The organism is Arthrobacter sp. ov118, assembly GCF_900116495.1.
GTDB lineage: Bacteria > Actinomycetota > Actinomycetes > Actinomycetales > Micrococcaceae > Arthrobacter.
In genome coordinates, this window is the sequence record NZ_FPAY01000001.1 from 601,013 (window position 1) to 618,762 (window position 17,750).

Genomic DNA, 17,750 nt, shown 5'->3' on the forward strand with positions numbered 1-17,750 from the left:
AAGATCAACGGAGCCGGAACATTACTGACCGTCCGTTCGGTAATATCATCTAGAGTACATGAAGGAGGCCGGCCGCACACTAGCCGCGGTCCGCCGACAACAAAGGAGACGTTATGACGCCCGAGGCCGGCAGCACCGAGTTGTGGAAGATCACCCTCGGCGAGCTCGACGAGAAGATGGGCGTGAAGATTGTCGAGGAGTCCGTGGACCGGGTGGTGGCGACCATGCCGGTGGCGGGCAACCGGCAGTCGTTCGGGCTCCTGCACGGCGGCGCCTCGCTGGCCGTGGGCGAGGCGGTGGGCTCCTGGGCGGCCGTGATCCATGCCAGCACGCTGGGCAAGACGGCCGTGGGCGTTGACGTTTCGGCCACGCACCACAGGTCGGCGCGGGAAGGGACCATCACCATCACGGCAACGCCGATCCATCTGGGCGGCACCCTGACCACCCACGAGGTGCTGATCACCAACGACGCCGGCCAGCGGCTTTGCACACTGCGGATCACCAACCTGCTGCTGGACCGCAAGGCGTAACGGGCCGCAAGGCGTGACGTGGCGGGCCCCGGGATCGCCGGTCTCGAGGACAAAGCGGAGCGCGGGTAGGGCCAATAGACCCAATTAACCGGCGGGCGCCGACGGTAGATTGGAAGCGCCGTCGAGTCGCCCACCACCGCCCGCACCATCCTGTCGCCGGAAGGGAACCACCATGCTCTCGGACACCTCTCTGCCCGTCATCAAGGCCACGCTGCCCGTGGTGGGTGAGCACATCGAGGAAATCGCGAAGCGCTTCTACAAACACATGTTCGAGGCGCGGCCGGACCTGCTGGACGGACTCTTCAACCGGGGCAACCAGGCCGACGGCCGCCAGCAGCAGGCCCTGGCGGGATCCATCGCTGCGTTCGCCGGGATGCTGGTGGACAAACCCGACCAGTTGCCGGACCATCTCCTTTCGCGGGTGGCCCACAAACACGTCTCGCTGGGCTTGGCGCCGGACCAGTACCAGGTTGTCCACGACCACTTGATGTGGGCCATTGTGGACGTGCTCGGGGACGCGGTCACGCCCGACGTCGCCGCCGCTTGGGACGAGGTCTACTGGCTGATGGCAAACCTGCTCATCAACAAGGAGCGTGGGCTCTACAACGCCGTGCACCTGGCTCCCGAAACGATCTGGCGGACATGGCGGGTGGCCCAGCGGATCCAGGAGACGGCCGACGTGGTGACGTTCGTTGTTGAACGGACCGACGAACGCGAGGTCAAGCCGTCCCTGCCCGGGCAGTACGTGACCATCAAGATGCGCATGCCCGACGGCGTGCAGCAACCGCGGCAGTACAGCCTGACCAGGGCCGATGACGGACTGCACCGGGAGTTCGCGGTGAAGCGGGTGCACGGGGGGCAGACCCCGGACGGGGAAATGTCCAACCTGCTCCACGACCATATCCGATTGGGCGACGAGGTGGTGCTGTCAGCACCGTTCGGCGACGTGGTCCTCGAGTACACTGACCGGCCCCTGGTCCTGGCCAGCGCGGGCATCGGCATCACGCCGATGGCCGGCATGCTGTCCCACCTGGTGAAATCCGGCTCCCAACGACGCGTGATGCTCCTGCATGCCGACGACAGCCCGGACTCGTTCCCCCTCCGGGCGCAGGTCAGCGAAGACCTCGCGAAACTTGCGGACGGGTCACTGCACCCTTGGTTCCTCAATGCCGACGAGGGCGCAGAGCCGTCCGCATACTCGGGGTTCATGGATGTCAGGGTGCTTGACTACCCCGAGGACGCCGAATACTACCTCTGTGGACCGCTGCCCTTCCTGAAATCAGTCCGGAGCGCCCTCGTGGCTAGCGGCGTACCGGCGAAGGACATCCAGTACGAGGTGTTCGGCCCCGACCTATGGCTGGCGGACTTCGCGTAGGCGCGGGTTCGAAACCATCAAGGTCGCGGAAACCTGCGGGGTCGCCGGGACGTTACGGCGACCCCGCAGCGTTCCGGCGACCCCTGGTCTGTAGCCCACCGCCGCTAGCTGGCTTTCCGGCGCCGGCTGAAGGCCACGCAGGCCGCGCCCAGCAGAAGGGCGCCGGCTCCCAGACCTGCGGCGGACAACAGCCCGCCGGCTCCCGTGCTGGCCAACTGCCCCCCACTGCCCGGAGCCGCCCCGCCCACCTTGACGGAGGTGTCCGACGGCGGGACGGGAGCCGGCGCCGGGCTTGAGGGCTCGTTAGGCGCCGCCCCCGGCCCGCTGGTGGTCGGCTGATTGGCGGCCGGCTGGTTGGCGGCCGGCTGGTTGGCCGTGGGCTGGCTCGGCTCTGTCGGCTCGCTGGGGGCGGGGGTCTTTTCCGGATCACCGGCGGAAGCGGGCGCGGCGTCGATCGTGAAGGCTAGGGCGGTCGGAAGCGAAACGACGTCATCGACGGCCTGGGTCACCGTCAGCCTGTGCGCGCCGACGGCCAGTCCGTCGGGGAATGGGACGCTCCACTGGCCGCCGGAACCAGCCGTGGCGGATCCAATAACTATCCCGTCCACCGAGATGGTCACCGTGGCACCGCCAGCGGCGCTGCCCGAAATCCTCGCGGGCAGGGCGTCCTGACGGAAGTGTATGCCCTCACGGGTGCCTGACACTGCCGGGGCCGGCGGAATGACCGTATAGCGGCCGGTGACCGAAGGGCTGTCCGCCTGCCCCGGGGCGGTCAGTACGGCCGTGACCGAGACGACTCCGAAGGCAGGCTGATCGGCCACCCCGATGCTCCAGCGGCCGTCCGCAGCGACCACTCCGGACCCGGTGAGGTCGCCGGAGAGCCGCACGGTCCGCCCTGGCTCGCCGGTGCCCGCAATCGTTTCGATGGCTGTCAGCGCTGGGCCCTCCAGCGGAGCCGTGATGACAGGAACCGCGAGGCGGGATAGCTCCACGGACATGGCGGTTGCGCCGGAGCGGCTGAATCCGTTCACGGTTTCCGCGGAGAACCTGAACGGCCCTGCCGTCGGCGGTGCGGGGAACGACCAGTTTCCCGATGCGTCGACGGGCACTTCCACCTGGCCGGACTTCTGGCCTTGGACGCTGATGCGGACCTTGGAGTTCGGTGCCACCACGGAAGCCGGCCCGGCGGCCACATGGCCGGTGATGGGCTCACCGGCGCTGACGGTGCCGTTGGCGGGCGAAGTGAGTTCCGGCTTGTTCAGGAACAGCCGCAGTTGGATGCCACCGGGGATCCGGGCGGCCGCGTCCTCGAGAGTCGTCGCGATGGCCCGGGTCTGCACGCCGCCGTCGCTTTCCGCTCCGGTGTGCGTGCCCACGGCGAAGTTTCCGCTGATCCACGGGCCGCCGGAGTCGCCGGGACGGGACTTGACGGTGGTGGAATCAAAGCCGTTCATCGCGCGGAGGTCGTTGTCGTAGTTCGGCGGCAGGGAATTGGGTCCGGGGATGACCCACTTTCCTACTGAGTCCACGGTGCCGCAGGACCAGCCGAGGCTCCGTCCCGAGCGGCATACCGGCTGGCCCGGGAAGGGGGCCACTGTTCCGACGATCTTCACGGACGTAGGCCCCGGATCGGAGGGGTTGTCCCACCTGGTGACGGCGGGCTGGAGGTCCAGGCCGCTCCTGATGCCTTGGAGGACGGCGATGTCCGTGCCGACGTTGGATCCGTCCGCCGCGAGCGTGGAGTTGTCCGGGCCGCCGAACTGGCTGAACCCAAAGGCCCCCAGGGAACCGGTGGCCGCACCCGAACCCGCGCCGCCGGCCGCCGGCGCGCCCGCAGGATTTTCAATCTCGGTGTGCTTCGCGGCGCCGTCGGCGGCGCAGTGTCCGGCCGTCAGCACCAGCGGCTCGCCGGCGGGGCCGAAGGCTCCGAACCCGGCCGAGCAGACGGTCCGGCCGTCAATGATGTACCCCTCGCCGCCAAAGAAGTCCTCTTCCGTGGTGATCCGCGATCCTTGTTCCAGGGCTACGTTGGCGTAGCGGGCCACGAAGTCAGCCGGGGACATCTTCAGCTTGGCGCCCGGCGTTCCCCCCGGCGCAGCGTCCGGACCCGCACCAGAGGGATCAGAGCCAGCACCGGAGACGGGATCGGATTCAGCCGCACTGGATTGGGCGGTGGTGGTGCCGCCCGTACGGATGATGAAGTGGCCGTTGGCGTAGGTTACCGCCTGCAGTCCGGTGGCGCCGACGTCGCGTACATAGGCCTCGAACAGCTGTTGGGTGCTGGAGGCCACGAGCTCCGCGGCCGAGGGTGCCGCGCCCGCGGGGGCCGTGGCTGCAGGGGTGGCTGCGGCCGGGGCGGCAAGCACGAAGGCGGCGGTGCCGGCTTTCAGCCCGGCCTGGTTCTTTTCGTCCGCCGCCTTCTTTTCGTCTATGCGGTTCAGTTCGTCCACGCGTGCCTGCAGTCCGGCACCACTGCCTTCAACGACGATCGTGCCGCCGTCCAACCGGACCCCCACGTAGCCGGGAAGCCCGCGCAGGGAGGGCACGGCGTCGGCAGCCTGCCTGGCCAGGGCACCGGCGGCGTCGAATTCCGCCATGGTCATGCCGAGGTCCCGCCGCACGGCCTCGGCCAGGCCGTCGCCGCTGAGCGTTGCGCCGGGAACTGGGGAGGCCGCTAGGAAGTCGGCCGATGACTGCGAAGGGACCTGCGACGGCGGCTCGGCCGGCGGCGAAGGGACAGTGGACGAGCCGGCCGGCGCACCTGTTCCGGATTCGGCGAACGCCGGCACGGCGGAAAAGGAAGCGGCGAGCGCGAGGGCGAGGGCCGCGGCGGTCCGCACCACCGGCTGGAACTTCGGAGTCTGCACTCCGCTACCCTATCTGCCCACCTTGGCCAGGATCGCCTCCAGCTCCCGGCCCGTGAGCCCGTGGCGGCGCAAAAACTCCGCGGTGTTCAGGGACCGGACGAATTGCAGCAGGCTGGCGCCACGCTCTTCCAGCAGCGGGGACAGGACGTCGTCGGGCAGATAGCGCTCATGAGGGTGCGGGACTGCCGCGCGGCGGTGATGTTCGTTGATGCCCTGCATGGCGCGCTGGTAGCCTTGCACGATTGCCTCGTCGCTGTGCCCGGCGAGGTCCTGGATCATGGCGGCTATCATGCCGCTGCGGTCGCGCCCGGCGGAGCAGTGGATGACCACGCCGCCCTGGGCGGCAGCCAGGGCCTTGAAGACGCCGGCCAGCAGCTCAGGGAACAGTCTGGCGTTGTCGGCATAGGCGGCCGGATGGTTCAGATACGGCACGCACAGCTTGCGGAACTCGGTGTTGGCGGGGTTTTCGGTGGAGGCCAGCACGACGTCGAAGCCAGCCAGCGCGGCCGGCCTCACCGGAGGATCGGTCTCCCGGCGCCGGATCTCGGGTTCGTTGCGGAGATCGACGACGGTGCGGATGCCGGCGTCATGGGCCTGCCGCCAGCCGGCCTCCGTCAGCCATTCCCGGCGTCCCATCCGGTACACGTCGCCGGCGACGTGCCAGGCATTGACTGCGCCGTCCCACGCCACCGCTCCGGGCGCCGGCTTCCGTCTTCCCTTTGGCGCGGCCTCGCCTCCGGGCGTTGCGGGAATGATCACCCTGAAAGCTAAGCACAAGCACCGGCGCTGATCCACGACGGGACTATGGAGGATATGCCCAACGGACCATTGGCATGGTGGGTGCTTCAGCATAGGGTGGCGGTGAACCCGGTAGCCGCCGGGCTCTTTTCGGCTCGCCGGCCGTCGGACTGACACCCCTTCGCGGCAAGTCTTCCAGGCACAGGCGCCGGAATTTGGGTGCCACGGAGGGGCAACACCATGGGAACTCTGACAGTTCGACGCCGGCGAACGTCTCTGGCGGCCGGCCTCGCCACCCTGGCACTGGCGGTAGGTTTGGCGGCAGTGCCGGCGCAGGCCGTGGACAAGACCAAGTACGTCGCGCTGGGGGATTCCTATGCCGCCGGACAGGGCGCGGGGCCATACCTGGATGATTGCTACCGCAGCGAGAACACCTATTCCGAACTGGCCGAGGACACGAGGTCCATCAAACTGGTGGCCAACGCAGCGTGCAGCGGGAAAACGACCCACGACGTCGTGAAAACCCAGCTGAAGCGGCTGAACAAGTCCACTGAGCTCGTCACCATCACTGCTGGCGGCAACAACCTCCGGGTTGGGGCAATCTTCACGGACTGCAGCGCTGCCATGGTGGATCCCTCCGTCGGTCCGCAGTGCAATGCCGCCATCGCCTTCGCGGCGGGCGAGATCGTCAGCAAAAGACTGGCCAGTGACGTGATCACCATGATCCAGAGCGTCAAGTCTGCGGCGCCCCGCGCCAGGATTGTAGTGACCGGCTATCCCTACCTCTACGATCCGGTCGCCCCCGGTCGCACCGATCCGATGTCCCTGTTCATCTACAAAGCCTCGCTTCTGGCTGACGGCCTGAACGCGTCCATCGCCTCTGCTGCCTGGGCCACCGGAGCGGAATACGTCGACGTCAGGGCCGCATTCGCCGGCCACGGCATCAACTCAGCAGCCCCGTGGATCAATCTCGACCTTTCGGCCCTGAGCAGTCCGGATAACTTCCACCCGAACGCCAAGGGCTACGAGGCGTACTTCGCTTCCCTTAGCGAGGCCAAAGCTTACTCGGCTCCCTAAGGCCGATTCGCCAGCCGGGCCTCGAGGCCGTTGCGGACCATGGGCCATTCGTGTTCGAGGATGGAAAACACCACGGTGTCCCTGAGGATCCCGTCGGCCGTGCGGGCGTGGCTGCGCAGCACCCCGTCCTGCTTGGCGCCCAGCCGGGCGATCGCGTCACGGGACTGGTGGTTGAGCCAGTGCGTGCGGAATTCGACGGCGGGGCAGCCGAGGGTCTCGAACGCGTGCCGCAGCAGCAGGAGCTTGGAGTCGGGGTTGGTGCCGCTGCCGTGCGCGGAGGCGGCGTTCCAGGTGGAGCCGATCTCCACCCGGGGCGTGGCGGCGTCGATATTCATGTACGTCGTCATCCCGATCACTGCCCCGGGACCGCCGGTGGCCGGGTCGATCAAACGGGTGGTGAACGCAAGCATGGACCCGCGCTCCTGCAGTGCCAGTCGCCGGTCAATCTCGGCCGCCATCTGATCCGGAGCGGGCACTGAGGTGTACCAGAGCTTCCAGAGTTCGCCGTCGCGCACGGCCTCCACGAGGCCGTCGTGATGGGCACGGCTCAGCGGCTCGAGGATGACAAACTTGCCCCTGAGGGTCACCGGAACGATGCCGGTTTCGATGGAAGTCACCGCACCATCCTAGAGGCCGGCCCCGGACGGCCCGGTGGAGAGATCCCAGGCGGTCCGGTCGGGCGGTCCGGTCAGTCGGTCCAGTCAGTCGGTCCAGTCGAAGAAGCCCTTGCCGGACTTGCGGCCCAGCTCACCGCGGGCCACCTTGTCGCGGAGGATCTGCGGCGGGGCGAAGCGCTCGCCGAGGGTGGACTGCAGGTATTCCGCGATGCCGAGGCGCACGTCCAGGCCCACGATGTCGGTGGTCCGCAGCGGGCCGGTAGGGTGCTTATAGCCCAGGACCATGGCGTTGTCGATGTCTTCGGCGGTGGCCACGCCCTCCTCCACCATGCGCATTGCTTCGAGGGCGATCGCGACGCCAAGCCGGGAGGAGGCAAAGCCGGGAGCGTCGTTGACCACGACGGCGGTCTTGCCGAGGGATTCGACCCAGCCGCGGGCCGCCCGGGCCAGGGTTTCGGAAGTCTGCTCGCCGAGGACCACCTCGATCAGCGTCGACGCGGGCACGGGATTGAAAAAGTGCAGGCCCAGGAAGTTCTGCGGCCGCTTCAGCTCACGGGCCAGGCCGTTGACCGACAGCGACGACGTGTTGGAGGCAAGGCAGGCGTCCTCGCCAAGCCGTTCCTCGATGCCGCGCAGGGCCGTCACCTTCAGGTCCCAGTCTTCCGGCACAGCCTCGACCACCAGCTGCCGGCCGGCAAAGTCGTCGTAGTCCACGGTGACGGCAAGCCGGGAGACCATTTCGTCAAGGTTGCCGTCCACAGCGCCGCGCTCAATGCTCTTGGCGGCGGCGGATTCGACCCGCTCGCGGGCGGCCTCGGCCGAAGCCTCGTCGCGCTCCACGACCAGGACGTCGGCTCCTTTGATCAGGAAGGCGTGGGCAATGCCGGCCCCCATGCGTCCGCCGCCGAGGACCCCCACGAACCGGGGAAGATCACTGCCGGGAAGATGACTGCCGGGAAGCTCTGTCGGGAGTTCGGAGTTGCTCATGTCTACTTCTTCCCGGATTCTTGGACGGACTTCTTGTCGGTGTTCTTGGCGGTTTTCTTGTCCAAGAAGGCCTGCATGCGGTCGAACTTGGCCTGGGACTCGAACAGAATCCCCTGCGCCAGCTGGTCGATGAGCGGATGTGCCTCCGCCGGGGCATGGAACACGGATTTGGTGATCCGCAGGGCGAGCGGGTCCTGGGCCGCGATCCGGTCGGCGAGCCGGTGCGCGGCATCCATGAGCTCGGACGGATCGTGGATTTCGGTGATGAGGTTGACCGCGAGGGCCCGGTCAGCGCGCAGCACGGCGCCGGCCAGGAGTATTTCCTTGGCGACGGGCTCCCCCACGAGTTCCTTGAGGCGCCAACTGGCCCCGGCCGCGGCGAGGATGCCGAGGCCGGTTTCGGGGTTGCCGATCCGGACGGACGGGGTGCCGATGCGGAAGTCGGCGGCGTAAGCGAGTTCGGCGCCGCCGCCCAGGCAGAAACCGTCCAGCGCAGCGATGACGGGCAGGGGCAGCTTGGCGATTCTGACGAAGATGGTGGAGTTGATGCCTTGGAGGGCGTCGTCGCGGCGGCGTTCGCGCAGCTGGGCGATGTCCGCGCCGGAGGCGAAGACGCCGTCGGTGCCGGCGATGATCAGGACCTTGGGGTGCTGTTCGAGGTGGGCGCACACGGCGTGGAGTTCGTCGACCATCTGCTGGTCGATCGCGTTGCGGACTTCGGGCCGGTTGAGCAGCACCACCATCCGGTCCTCACGTTCCTCGACGAGGAGCGTGGCGAACCCGGCGGTCTCGAGGGCCGGTTCCGGCGCCCCCACTACACTCGCTCCAGCAGCATGGCGGTGCCCTGGCCGACGCCGATGCACATGGTCGCGAGGCCGATCCTGGCGTCTTCGCGTTCCATCCGGCCCAGCAGGGTGATGGCGATCCGCGATCCTGACGAGCCGAGCGGATGGCCCAGGGAGATCGCACCGCCGTCGCGGTTGACAATCTCGGGGTCCAGGCCGAGGCGCCGCATGCTGGCCAGGGACTGGGTCGCGAACGCTTCGTTGAGTTCGACGGCGCCCAGGTCACCTACGCTCAGGCCGCTGCGCTTGAGGACCTTCTGCGTGGCCGGGACCGGGCCGATGCCCATGATTTCGGGCTCGCAGCCGGCCGAGGCGCCGTCGATGATGCGGGCGCGCGGGGTGAGTCCAAGCTTCTGGATCGCGGCCTCGGAGGCGACGATGATGGCGGAGGCGCCGTCGTTGAGGGTGGAGGAGTTGCCCGCGGTCACAACAGAGCCGCCCGCGACGACGGGGCGTAGCCCGGCGAGCACGTCCATGGTGGTGCCGGCGCGGGGGCCTTCGTCGGTGTCCACCAGGGTCTCGCCCTTGCGGGAGGTGACGGTCACGGGGACGATCTCGTCGGCGAAGCGGCCGGCGTCGATGGCGGCCAGGGCACGTTCATGGGAGCGGACGGCGAAGGCGTCCGCGTCCTCGCGGGAGATCCCGTCAACCCTCCCCACCTCTTCGGCCGTCTCCGGCATGGAGTAGGTCATCTTGCCGTCGCGGGACAGCTCGCCCTTTTTGAAGAGCGGGTTGGCGAACCGCCAGCCGATGGAGGTGTCGAAGATTTCACCCGGCTTGGCGAAGGCCGTCCGCGGTTTCTCCTGGACCCAGGGCGCCCGGCTCATTGATTCGACGCCGCCGGCGACGACGATGTCGGCAGCGCCGGACTTGATCATCTGGCTGGCCATGATGATGGCGCTGAGCCCGGAGGCACACAGCCGGTTCACCGTGATGCCGGGGATGTGGAGCGGGAGCCCCGCGAGGAGGGTGGCCATGCGCGCGACGTTGCGGTTCTCCTCGCCGGCACCGTTGGCGTTGCCGAGGATCACCTCGTCAATGCTGTCCGGATCGACGCCGGCCCTGGCCACGGCCTCGCGGACCACCAGTGCCGCCAGGTCATCGGGGCGGACGGCAGAGAGTGCGCCGCCGTAGCGGCCGACCGGGGTGCGGGCACCGCCAACAAGAAAAGCCTCGACCATGAGAACACCCTTCAACAAGAAAGCGGGGCCGGCAGCGAAATAATTTACCGACCGTTCGTTCTATAAAGATTACACGGCGATGCAGAAGGGTCAACCGGCCGCCGCCGGGTTACGCGACGACGACGCCCAGATGCGCCGCGAGCAGCGGGGCAAGCAGGCTGAGCTGGTAGTCGTCGATCACGAGGCCTGCCAGGCTGCCCAGGCCGCTGATCGTGCGGAAGTCGGTGCTCCGGAGATCGAAGTCCTTGAGCCGGGCGCCGCTGAAGTCCAGGGTGCCGATGGTGCAGTTCTTGAGTGCGACCCGGGTGGCGATGCAGGAGCCCAGGTCCAGCTCGTTGATGATGCAGTCGCTGATCTGCACGTCGGTGAGCTTGGATCCGCGCAGGTTCACGTAGTCCAGCTTGCCGCCGTCGATCCGCACGGACTGCCAGCCGCTTTCATAGAGTTCCGCCGATCCCCAGCGGGGGTTGCCGATCTCCACGTCCCGCAGGCTGGACCGGGCGGCGGTCAGCACCGGGGCGTAGACCTCCGCCAGGAGGCAGTCACGGAACGTGGCGCCGCGCAGTTGGGTTTCATTGAAGGACACGCCAGCGAATTCGCACTCGGCGAAGACCGTGCCGGCAAGGTCCAGTCCGTCTCCCGACGCGCGGCTGTACCGCACGCCGTCGTACCGAACACCCCGCCGGAAATCCGGCGCCAGATCATCCCGCAGCTCCCCCGGCCGGACCGGCGCGAGGCGCGGGGCGGTGACTCTCGCCTTGCCCGTGGGGGTAGGCCGGACCATTAGAGCTGCCCGGCTTCCCGAATCGAGTCCGCCGGAGCATGGATGTACTGCGTGAGAGTGGTCCTTTGGTCCATGGCTTCGAGCCTAGCCCGTGGATCGGACAAGTTTCATCTGCACGTTTCACCAGAGGCCCGGAGCCCCGGAACACTGCGGAAGACACGCCAGGTGATTTGCCCCTTGAATTAGTAAGCATGCTTTGTGTTATGGTGTTTGGACGTTGAATTTCGACCGGAAACGAAAGGTGGAACACACCATGGGTATCGGAGACAAGATTCAGAACGAAGCAGAGAACCTGGGCGGCAAGGCCAAGGAAGCTGCTGGTAACGCCACGGACAACGACCGGCTTCGGGCCGAGGGCCAGAAGGACCAGGTTGTGGCCGATGCCAAGAAGGTCGGCGAAGACGTCAAGGACACCTTCAAAAAAGACTAGCCATTCGCTGGCAGGCGGCGTCGGACTTTCCTTGGGGGATGTCTGGCGCCGCTTTTTGCTGCCCGGATTAGTGCAGTTTTGGTCCCGTTCTTGTGCCGAGTCCTGCCTGCAAGAAGAATGGCCCCAACAGCCGACCAAGGGGACCGCATGGCACGGACAGGTGCAGACCACGGCAGGGCCGCCGACCGGGAGCCGAGCCAGGATTTCAGCAACGTGGACCTGAGCCAGGCCAGCGCCGCAGCCGGCGGTTCGCCGGTGTTGCGCGGTTATCTGGCAACGCCGGAGGGCGAGGGGCCTTTTCCGGCGGTCCTGATGATCCACGAAGCTTTCGGCCTCGATGGCATCACCGTCCGCCATGCGGATCGGCTAGCGGCGGCCGGATACCTGACGCTGGCCGTTGACCTGTTCAGCGACGGCGGGGCCCGCAGGTGCCTCGTCTCCACCATGCGCTCGCTCTCCGCCGGAGAAGGCCGAGCATTCACAGACCTGGCCACGGCGCGGGCCTGGCTGCTGGACTCCGGCCGGACCACGGGCAGGATCGGTGTGATCGGTTTTTGCATGGGCGGCAGCTTCGCCCTGCTGCTGGCCAATGACGACTTCGATGCTTCGGCGGTGAACTACGGCAGGCTCCCGAAGGATCCCGATGCAGCCTTGGCCGGCGCCTGCCCGATCGTGGCAAATTTCGGCGGCAAGGACCGCACTCTGCCGGGAGCAGCGGCCAAGCTCACCTCAGTGCTCGACCGCCTCCACGTGGAGCACGACATCAAGGAGTTCGAGTCCGCCGGGCACGCGTTCCTCAACGACTCGGAGGTGGGTCCCAGGGCGCTGCGCCCGCTCTTCCGCGTCATGGGCATCAGACCGGATCCGGAGTCGGCCCCGGAGGCCTGGCGGCGGATTGAGGACCACTTCGCCAAGCACCTGTTGCGCCCGAGCACCTGAACATCCACGCACCTGAACCGAAGTAACTCGCAGCAGGAGCCGCTCTGAGCCTCCAGCACAGCCCCTGCCGCGACTTACTTGGGTGAGCGAGCGCCTGACGTGAAAGCATACGGAGCATGGTCCAGAAGATTGCGTACCAGGGTGAGCCCGGCGCCAACTCCAATATTGCGTGCATGCAAATGTTCCCCGACCTGGAGAGCGTTCCCTGCGCCAGCTTCGAGGACGCCTTTGAACTGGTGTCCGGTGGCGCTGCCGACCTCGCCATGATCCCCATCGAGAACTCCATTGCCGGCAGGGTGGCCGACATCCATGTGCTGCTGCCCCAGTCCGGGCTGCAGATTGTGGGCGAGTACTTTCTGCCCATCCACTTCGACCTGCTGGGCATCCCGGGCAGCACCATCGAGGCGGCCACCGAGGTCCACAGCCACCTCCACGCCCTGGGTCAGTGCCGGCGGCTGATCCGCTCCGCCGGCCTGCGCCCCGTGATCGCCGGCGACACCGCCGGGTCCGCCCGCGAGGTGCGCGACTGGAACGATCCCACCAAACTCTCCCTCGCTCCCCCGCTCGCGGCCCAGCTCTACGGTCTGGACGTGCTCGCCTCCGCCGTCGAGGATGATCCCTCCAACACCACACGCTTCGTGGTCCTTGCGCGGGAAAAGCCGCTGCCGGCCCGGGACGTCCTGTCCGGACCGGCAGTGACCAGCTTTGTGTTCCGGGTCCGGAACGTCCCCTCCGCCCTCTATAAGGCGCTGGGAGGCTTTGCCACGAACGGGGTGAACATGACGCGGCTGGAAAGCTACATGGTGGGCAATGAGTTTGCCGCCACCATGTTCATGGCCGACGTCGAGGGCCACCCCGAGGACCTGCCGCTCAGCCTGGCGCTGGAGGAGCTGGAGTTTTTCACCACGGAGGTGCGGATCCTCGGCGTCTACCCTGCGGCGGAATACAGGTCCGCGCAGACGGCCGGCCGCTGACCGTCTGACCGGGGCTAGACCTTGCGAGACGCGCTGCTACTTCGCGCTGTTCTGGAACTCGCGGACGCGCGTACCTGACCGCAGGAGCGGCGCGAAGAACGCGGCGAGCTCCGCCGTCGCCGTCAGGGGCAGCACGTTCGCCACGTACTGGTCCGGACGCACCACCACGACGGCGCCGCCGCGATCGATCCCGCGCAGCTCGAAGATGTCCGCCTTGGGATCGGTGCCGTAGACCTTTTCAAGGTAGGTGAGCTTGAACGGCCCCACCTCGGGCTTGAACACCGCAGGAACGGCACCGATGTCGATGCCGGTGTGGTCCTGCTGGTAGATCACCTTCACGTCGAACCATGCGTCACGGTCGGTCCCCTCAGGGGTGGCGGCGAGCGGCGAGTCCTGCGCGGTGGCCAGCCACGCGGCAAGATCCGTGGTTGGCGAGGGCGCTCCCGGCGCTGCCGCGTCCGCGAAGACGTAGATGCGCCAGCGGCCGTCCGCCGTGGCCTGGTGGCCGAGCTGGAGCGGATTGGTGTCGCAGACCCGCCGTACCGGCGCGGACTTGAAGCGCTTGCCGACCGGGAAACCGGAAGCCAGGTTCTGGTGCGTCGCCTCGGCGACGATCAACGACGGCGAGTACTCGGTCATGAATCCCGCGGGGAACTCGGCGGTGCGCACGTAGAAATCCTCGAGCTCGGAGGGGTTCTCAAACTCTTCGGGCTTCTTCGCCATGAGCGTTGACCACTCCTTGTCGAAGTCGATGAGGTTCTTCGCGACCACCTGGCGCTCGGCGGAGTAGGTGGAGAGCAGGCTCTCCGGACTGCGGCCCTCCAGCACGTGGCCGAGCTTCCAGCCGAGGTTGAAGCCGTCCTGCATGGAGACGTTCATCCCCTGGCCGGCCTTGGCGCTATGCGTGTGGCAAGCGTCGCCGGTAATGAAGACGCGCGGCGTGCGCGTGCCCAGCTCCTCCGGGAGGACGTCGTCAAACCTGTCGGTGAGGCGGTGGCCCACCTCGTACACGCTGTGCCAGGCCACGTTGCGCACATCAAGCGTGTAGGGGTGGAGGATCGCGTTGGCCTTGGCGATGATCTGCTCGATGGACGTGCTGCGCACCGCGCCCTTGTCGTCGGGGTTGACCTCGCCGAGGTCGACGTACATGCGGAAGAGATGCCCGCCCTCGCGCGGGATCAGCAGGATGCTGCCGCCGTCGTGGGACTGGATGGCGCACTTGAGGCGGATGTCGGGGAAGTCCGTGGAGGCGAGCACGTCCATTACGCCCCACGCGTGGTTGGCCTGGTCGCCGGCCATGGTGCAGCCGATCGAGGCACGGACCTTGCTGCGCGCGCCGTCCGCGCCCACGACGTACTTGGCCCGGACGATACGCTCCTGGCCTTCGTCGGGGCCGGCGGTGTGCGCCAGAGTGACAGTGACCGGGTACGCGCCTTCCCCGGTGACCTCGAGGCCGCGGAATTCAAAGCCGTAGTCTGGCGTCATTCGCGCGGGCGAGTTCGCCATGAACTCGCCGAAGTAGTCCAGGACGCGCGCCTGGTTCACGATGAGGTGCGGGAACTCGCTGATCCCCATTTCGTCGTCGACGGCGCGGGCCGCGCGGACGATGCGGGAGGCATCCGCCGGGTCCGGCTTCCAGAAGGCCATCTCGGTGATGTGGTACGCCTCGGCGGTGATCCGCTCGGCGAAGCCGAAGGCCTGAAAGGTCTCGACGCTGCGGGCCTGGATGCCGTCGGCCTGACCGATGGCCAGCCGGCCGGCGCGGCGCTCCACGATCCGCGTGGTGATGCCGGGGAACTGGGACAGCTGGGCCGCGGTGAGCATGCCCGCGGGCCCGGTGCCGACAATGAGCACATCGACCTCGTCGGGCAGCTGGGCGGGGCGATTGACGCCGACGCCGGCCGCCGGCTGGACTCGCGGGTCACCGGATACGTAACCGTGATGGTGGAACTGCACGGGCTTTCCTCACTTCGTTGTGTGGCGGTCTGGCGCCGACGGTGTTCGATAACAGCTGGTGTTCGATAATAGAATTATGCGTTCTATTATTGAATTGCTGCTTCGATCCAAAACTGTACGCCAGGCGTGACCCGGGTTACAAGTGCCTTCGAAAAACCCGGAAAAGCAGGGGTTGACGATCCGCGGCCCACGGGTCATAGTTTTCGTATACGATTTCGTACTCGATGAGGAGTAACTCTTGGAACTGGTCACCGACCGCACCCTGGCCGCGGCCCGCAAGGTCATCGCGGTACACATCAACTACCCCAGCCGCGCCGCCCAGCGGGGCCGCACACCGGCACAGCCGTCCTACTTCCTGAAGCCGTCGTCCTCCCTTGCCCTGAGCGGTTCCACCGTGGAACGCCCGGCCGGCTGCGAACTCCTCGGCTACGAGGGCGAGATCGCCCTGATCATCGGCAAGCCCGCCCGCCGCGTGAGCCTCGAGGACGCCTGGAGCCACGTCGAGTGGGTCACCGCCAGCAACGACCTCGGCGTCTACGACCTCCGCTACGCGGACAAGGGCTCGAACCTCAGGTCAAAGGGCGGCGACGGCTTCACCCCGGTGGGCCCGGGACTGATCGCCGCGGACAGCGTCGACCCGGAAAAGCTGGCCATCCGCACCTGGCACAACGGCGAACTGGTCCAGGACGACACCACCGGCGACCTCCTCTTCCCCTTCGTCCGGCTCGTGGCGGACCTGTCCCAGCTGCTCACCCTCGAAGAAGGCGACATCATCCTGACCGGCACCCCTGCCGGTGCCTCCGTCGCAAACCCGGGCGACGTCGTCGAGGTGGAAGTCAGCGCCGGTTCGTTCAGCACCGGCCGGCTCGCCACCACGGTGACGGAAGGCACCACGCCGTTCGCCGACTTTGGCGCTTTGCCCCAGACCGACGACCTGCAGCTGGAGGAAGCCTACGGCTCCCGCGAAGCTGCCGGGCTTGCGGCCCAGGCACCAGCGGCGCCGGCTGCTGTCCTGACCGCGGAGCTGAAGGCCAAGCTCGAAAGCGTCTGCACGGCCACGCTGTCCTCCCAGCTGCGCAAGCGGGGCCTGAACAACGTTAGCATCGACGGCCTCACCTCCACCCGGCCGGAAAAGCGGATCGTGGGCCTGGCCCGGACGCTGCGCTACGTGCCCAACCGCGAGGACCTGTTCAAGACCCACGGCGGCGGCTTCAACGCGCAGAAGCAGGCGATCGACTCCGTCAACGAGGGCGAGATCCTGGTGATGGAAGCGCGGGGAGAAAAGGGCACCGGCACCATCGGCGACATCCTGGCCCTGCGCGCCCAGGTCCGCGGCGCCGCGGCCATCATCACCGACGGCGGCGTCCGCGACTTCTCCGCCGTCGCGGCGATGGACATGCCCACCTACTACTCGAATCCGCATCCCGCCGTGCTCGGCCGCCGGCACATCCCCTGGGACACGGACATCACCATCGCCTGCGGCGGCGCCACCGTGCAGCCCGGGGACATCATCGTGGCCGACTCCGACGGCATCCTGGTCATCCCGCCGGCGCTCGCCGAAGAACTGGCCGAGGATTCCATCGCCCAGGAACGCGAGGAAACCTTCATCGCCGAAATGGTGCAGCAGGGCCACAGCGTGGACGGCCTCTACCCGCTGGGCGCCGCCTGGCGGACCCGGTACGAGGAATGGGCCGCCGCACGGGAATCAGGGCAGTCCGATGAGTGAGACCGCCGCCCCGCCCGCCAGCAAATCCGAGCAGGCCTATGCGGCCGTCAAGGCCCGGATCGTGGACGGAACCTACTCCCCCGGCTACCGGCTGGTGCTGGCCAAAATCGCGGAGGACCTGGGCGTCAGCGTGGTTCCGGTCCGCGAAGCCATCCGCCGGCTCGAGGCCGAAGGCCTGGTCCAGTTCGAGCGGAACGTCGGCGCCACCGTTTCCGGCATCGACCCCACCGAATACCTCTACACGATGCAGACCCTGAGCATTGTCGAGGGCGCCGCCACGGCCCTCTCCGCGCCGCTGATCGGGGCGGCGGACATCGCCCGGGCGCGCGCCGTGAACGAAGAAATGCGCGAATGCCTGCAGCACTTCGATCCCGTCCGCTTCACCCGGCTCAACCAAGACTTCCACAGCGTCCTGTTCGAGCACTGCCCCAACCCGCACATCCTGGACCTCGTCCACCGGGGCTGGAACCGGCTCGCTTCCCTCCGGTCCTCCACGTTCCGCTTCGTCCCCGGCCGGGCGCACGATTCCGTCGACGAACACGAAGCCCTGCTCCGGCTCATCGAAACCGGCGCCGCCGCCGAGGAAATCGAAAAGGCCGCCCGCCTGCACCGCAGCGCCACCCTGGACGCCTACCTCGCCCAGGCCCCGAAAAGCAACGCGGGGTCACTTAGCGCCCAATAGGGCACCCCCATTGGGCCGTAAGTGACCCCGCGATGGACTAAC

16 protein-coding genes are annotated in these 17,750 nt (G+C 67.6%); 8 read left to right on the forward strand and 8 right to left on the reverse strand.

Features of this window, described 5'->3' with window-relative positions:
* Positions 1–113: 113 nt before the first annotated feature.
* Entirely contained in the window at positions 114–530 is a 417-nt protein-coding gene (locus BM372_RS02750) for a PaaI family thioesterase (protein WP_090951459.1), read from the forward strand.
* A 172-nt stretch (positions 531–702) separates the two neighbouring features.
* Positions 703–1,905: a globin domain-containing protein gene (locus BM372_RS02755; protein ID WP_090951462.1), complete on the forward strand. Its 1,203-nt coding sequence runs from the start codon at positions 703–705 to the stop codon at positions 1,903–1,905.
* Positions 1,906–2,009: 104 nt separating this feature from the next.
* Here the strand turns inward: BM372_RS02755 and BM372_RS02760 are convergent, their stop codons facing one another.
* Positions 2,010–4,772 (reverse strand): S1 family peptidase, encoded by a 2,763-nt coding sequence (locus tag BM372_RS02760; RefSeq protein ID WP_256214005.1) that lies wholly within the window; start codon positions 4,770–4,772, stop codon positions 2,010–2,012.
* A gap of 9 nt (positions 4,773–4,781) precedes the next feature.
* Positions 4,782–5,462, reverse strand: a complete 681-nt coding sequence (locus tag BM372_RS02765) for a tyrosine-protein phosphatase (protein WP_090951466.1) — start codon at positions 5,460–5,462, stop codon at positions 4,782–4,784.
* A gap of 288 nt (positions 5,463–5,750) precedes the next feature.
* Between BM372_RS02765 and BM372_RS02770 the strand changes: the two genes are divergently transcribed.
* On the forward strand, positions 5,751–6,587 hold the full coding sequence (locus BM372_RS02770) for an SGNH/GDSL hydrolase family protein (protein WP_090951471.1): 837 nt from the start codon (positions 5,751–5,753) through the stop codon (positions 6,585–6,587).
* Here the strand turns inward: BM372_RS02770 and BM372_RS02775 are convergent.
* From BM372_RS02775 to BM372_RS02795, 5 genes are all read right to left on the reverse strand, one after another.
* Positions 6,584–7,204 (reverse strand): GNAT family N-acetyltransferase, encoded by a 621-nt coding sequence (locus tag BM372_RS02775; RefSeq protein WP_090951475.1) that lies wholly within the window; start codon positions 7,202–7,204, stop codon positions 6,584–6,586. The two genes, BM372_RS02770 and BM372_RS02775, sit on opposite strands and share 4 nt — an antisense overlap.
* Before the next feature lie 84 nt (positions 7,205–7,288).
* Positions 7,289–8,191 carry a 3-hydroxyacyl-CoA dehydrogenase family protein gene (locus BM372_RS02780; protein WP_090951477.1) on the reverse strand — a complete coding sequence of 301 codons (903 nt, stop codon included), beginning with the start codon at positions 8,189–8,191 and terminating at the stop codon, positions 7,289–7,291.
* 2 nt (positions 8,192–8,193) lie between these two features.
* On the reverse strand, positions 8,194–8,934 hold the full coding sequence (locus BM372_RS02785) for an enoyl-CoA hydratase/isomerase family protein (protein WP_090952898.1): 741 nt from the start codon (positions 8,932–8,934) through the stop codon (positions 8,194–8,196).
* A 71-nt stretch (positions 8,935–9,005) separates the two neighbouring features.
* Positions 9,006–10,217 (reverse strand): thiolase family protein, encoded by a 1,212-nt coding sequence (locus BM372_RS02790; RefSeq protein ID WP_090951481.1) that lies wholly within the window; start codon positions 10,215–10,217, stop codon positions 9,006–9,008.
* A 109-nt stretch (positions 10,218–10,326) separates the two neighbouring features.
* Entirely contained in the window at positions 10,327–11,001 is a 675-nt protein-coding gene (locus BM372_RS02795; RefSeq protein WP_090951484.1) for a pentapeptide repeat-containing protein, read from the reverse strand.
* A 253-nt stretch (positions 11,002–11,254) separates the two neighbouring features.
* On the opposite strand from BM372_RS02795, the gene BM372_RS02800 reads away from it, so the two are divergent.
* The 3 genes from BM372_RS02800 to BM372_RS02810 all read left to right on the forward strand — a co-directional run bounded on the left by BM372_RS02800 (position 11,255) and on the right by BM372_RS02810 (position 13,344).
* Positions 11,255–11,431, forward strand: a complete 177-nt coding sequence (locus BM372_RS02800) for a CsbD family protein (RefSeq protein ID WP_090951487.1) — start codon at positions 11,255–11,257, stop codon at positions 11,429–11,431.
* 147 nt (positions 11,432–11,578) lie between these two features.
* Positions 11,579–12,370, forward strand: a complete 792-nt coding sequence (locus tag BM372_RS02805) for a dienelactone hydrolase family protein (RefSeq protein WP_090951490.1) — start codon at positions 11,579–11,581, stop codon at positions 12,368–12,370.
* Between the two features lie 116 nt (positions 12,371–12,486).
* Positions 12,487–13,344, forward strand: a complete 858-nt coding sequence (locus tag BM372_RS02810; protein ID WP_090951493.1) for a prephenate dehydratase — start codon at positions 12,487–12,489, stop codon at positions 13,342–13,344.
* A 36-nt stretch (positions 13,345–13,380) separates the two neighbouring features.
* Here the strand turns inward: BM372_RS02810 and BM372_RS02815 are convergent, their stop codons facing one another.
* Entirely contained in the window at positions 13,381–15,300 is a 1,920-nt protein-coding gene (locus tag BM372_RS02815) for an FAD-binding monooxygenase (RefSeq protein ID WP_090951496.1), read from the reverse strand.
* Between the two features lie 238 nt (positions 15,301–15,538).
* Here BM372_RS02815 and BM372_RS02820 point away from each other — a divergent pair, with 238 nt between their 5' ends.
* Together BM372_RS02820 and BM372_RS02825 are read left to right on the forward strand one after the other, a co-directional pair.
* A complete protein-coding gene (locus BM372_RS02820; protein ID WP_090951499.1) occupies positions 15,539–17,026 on the forward strand; it encodes a fumarylacetoacetate hydrolase family protein in 1,488 nt (495 codons plus the stop codon).
* A complete protein-coding gene (locus BM372_RS02825; RefSeq protein ID WP_090951502.1) occupies positions 17,019–17,708 on the forward strand; it encodes a GntR family transcriptional regulator in 690 nt (229 codons plus the stop codon). Before BM372_RS02820 ends, BM372_RS02825 begins: the two co-directional genes overlap by 8 nt.
* Positions 17,709–17,750: the final 42 nt, after the last annotated feature.

Coding starts and splice junctions, on each gene's coding strand:
- BM372_RS02800 (WP_090951487.1), top strand. CDS start 11,255: ATGGGTATCGGAGACAAGATTCAGAACGAAGCAGAGAACCTGGGCGGC.
- BM372_RS02825 (WP_090951502.1), top strand. CDS start 17,019: ATGAGTGAGACCGCCGCCCCGCCCGCCAGCAAATCCGAGCAGGCCTAT.
- BM372_RS02810 (WP_090951493.1), top strand. CDS start 12,487: ATGGTCCAGAAGATTGCGTACCAGGGTGAGCCCGGCGCCAACTCCAAT.
- BM372_RS02795 (WP_090951484.1), bottom strand. CDS start 11,001: ATGGTCCGGCCTACCCCCACGGGCAAGGCGAGAGTCACCGCCCCGCGC.
- BM372_RS02755 (WP_090951462.1), top strand. CDS start 703: ATGCTCTCGGACACCTCTCTGCCCGTCATCAAGGCCACGCTGCCCGTG.
- BM372_RS02790 (WP_090951481.1), bottom strand. CDS start 10,217: ATGGTCGAGGCTTTTCTTGTTGGCGGTGCCCGCACCCCGGTCGGCCGC.
- BM372_RS02770 (WP_090951471.1), top strand. CDS start 5,751: ATGGGAACTCTGACAGTTCGACGCCGGCGAACGTCTCTGGCGGCCGGC.
- BM372_RS02785 (WP_090952898.1), bottom strand. CDS start 8,934: ATGGTGGTGCTGCTCAACCGGCCCGAAGTCCGCAACGCGATCGACCAG.
- BM372_RS02780 (WP_090951477.1), bottom strand. CDS start 8,191: ATGAGCAACTCCGAACTCCCGACAGAGCTTCCCGGCAGTCATCTTCCC.
- BM372_RS02750 (WP_090951459.1), top strand. CDS start 114: ATGACGCCCGAGGCCGGCAGCACCGAGTTGTGGAAGATCACCCTCGGC.
- BM372_RS02805 (WP_090951490.1), top strand. CDS start 11,579: ATGGCACGGACAGGTGCAGACCACGGCAGGGCCGCCGACCGGGAGCCG.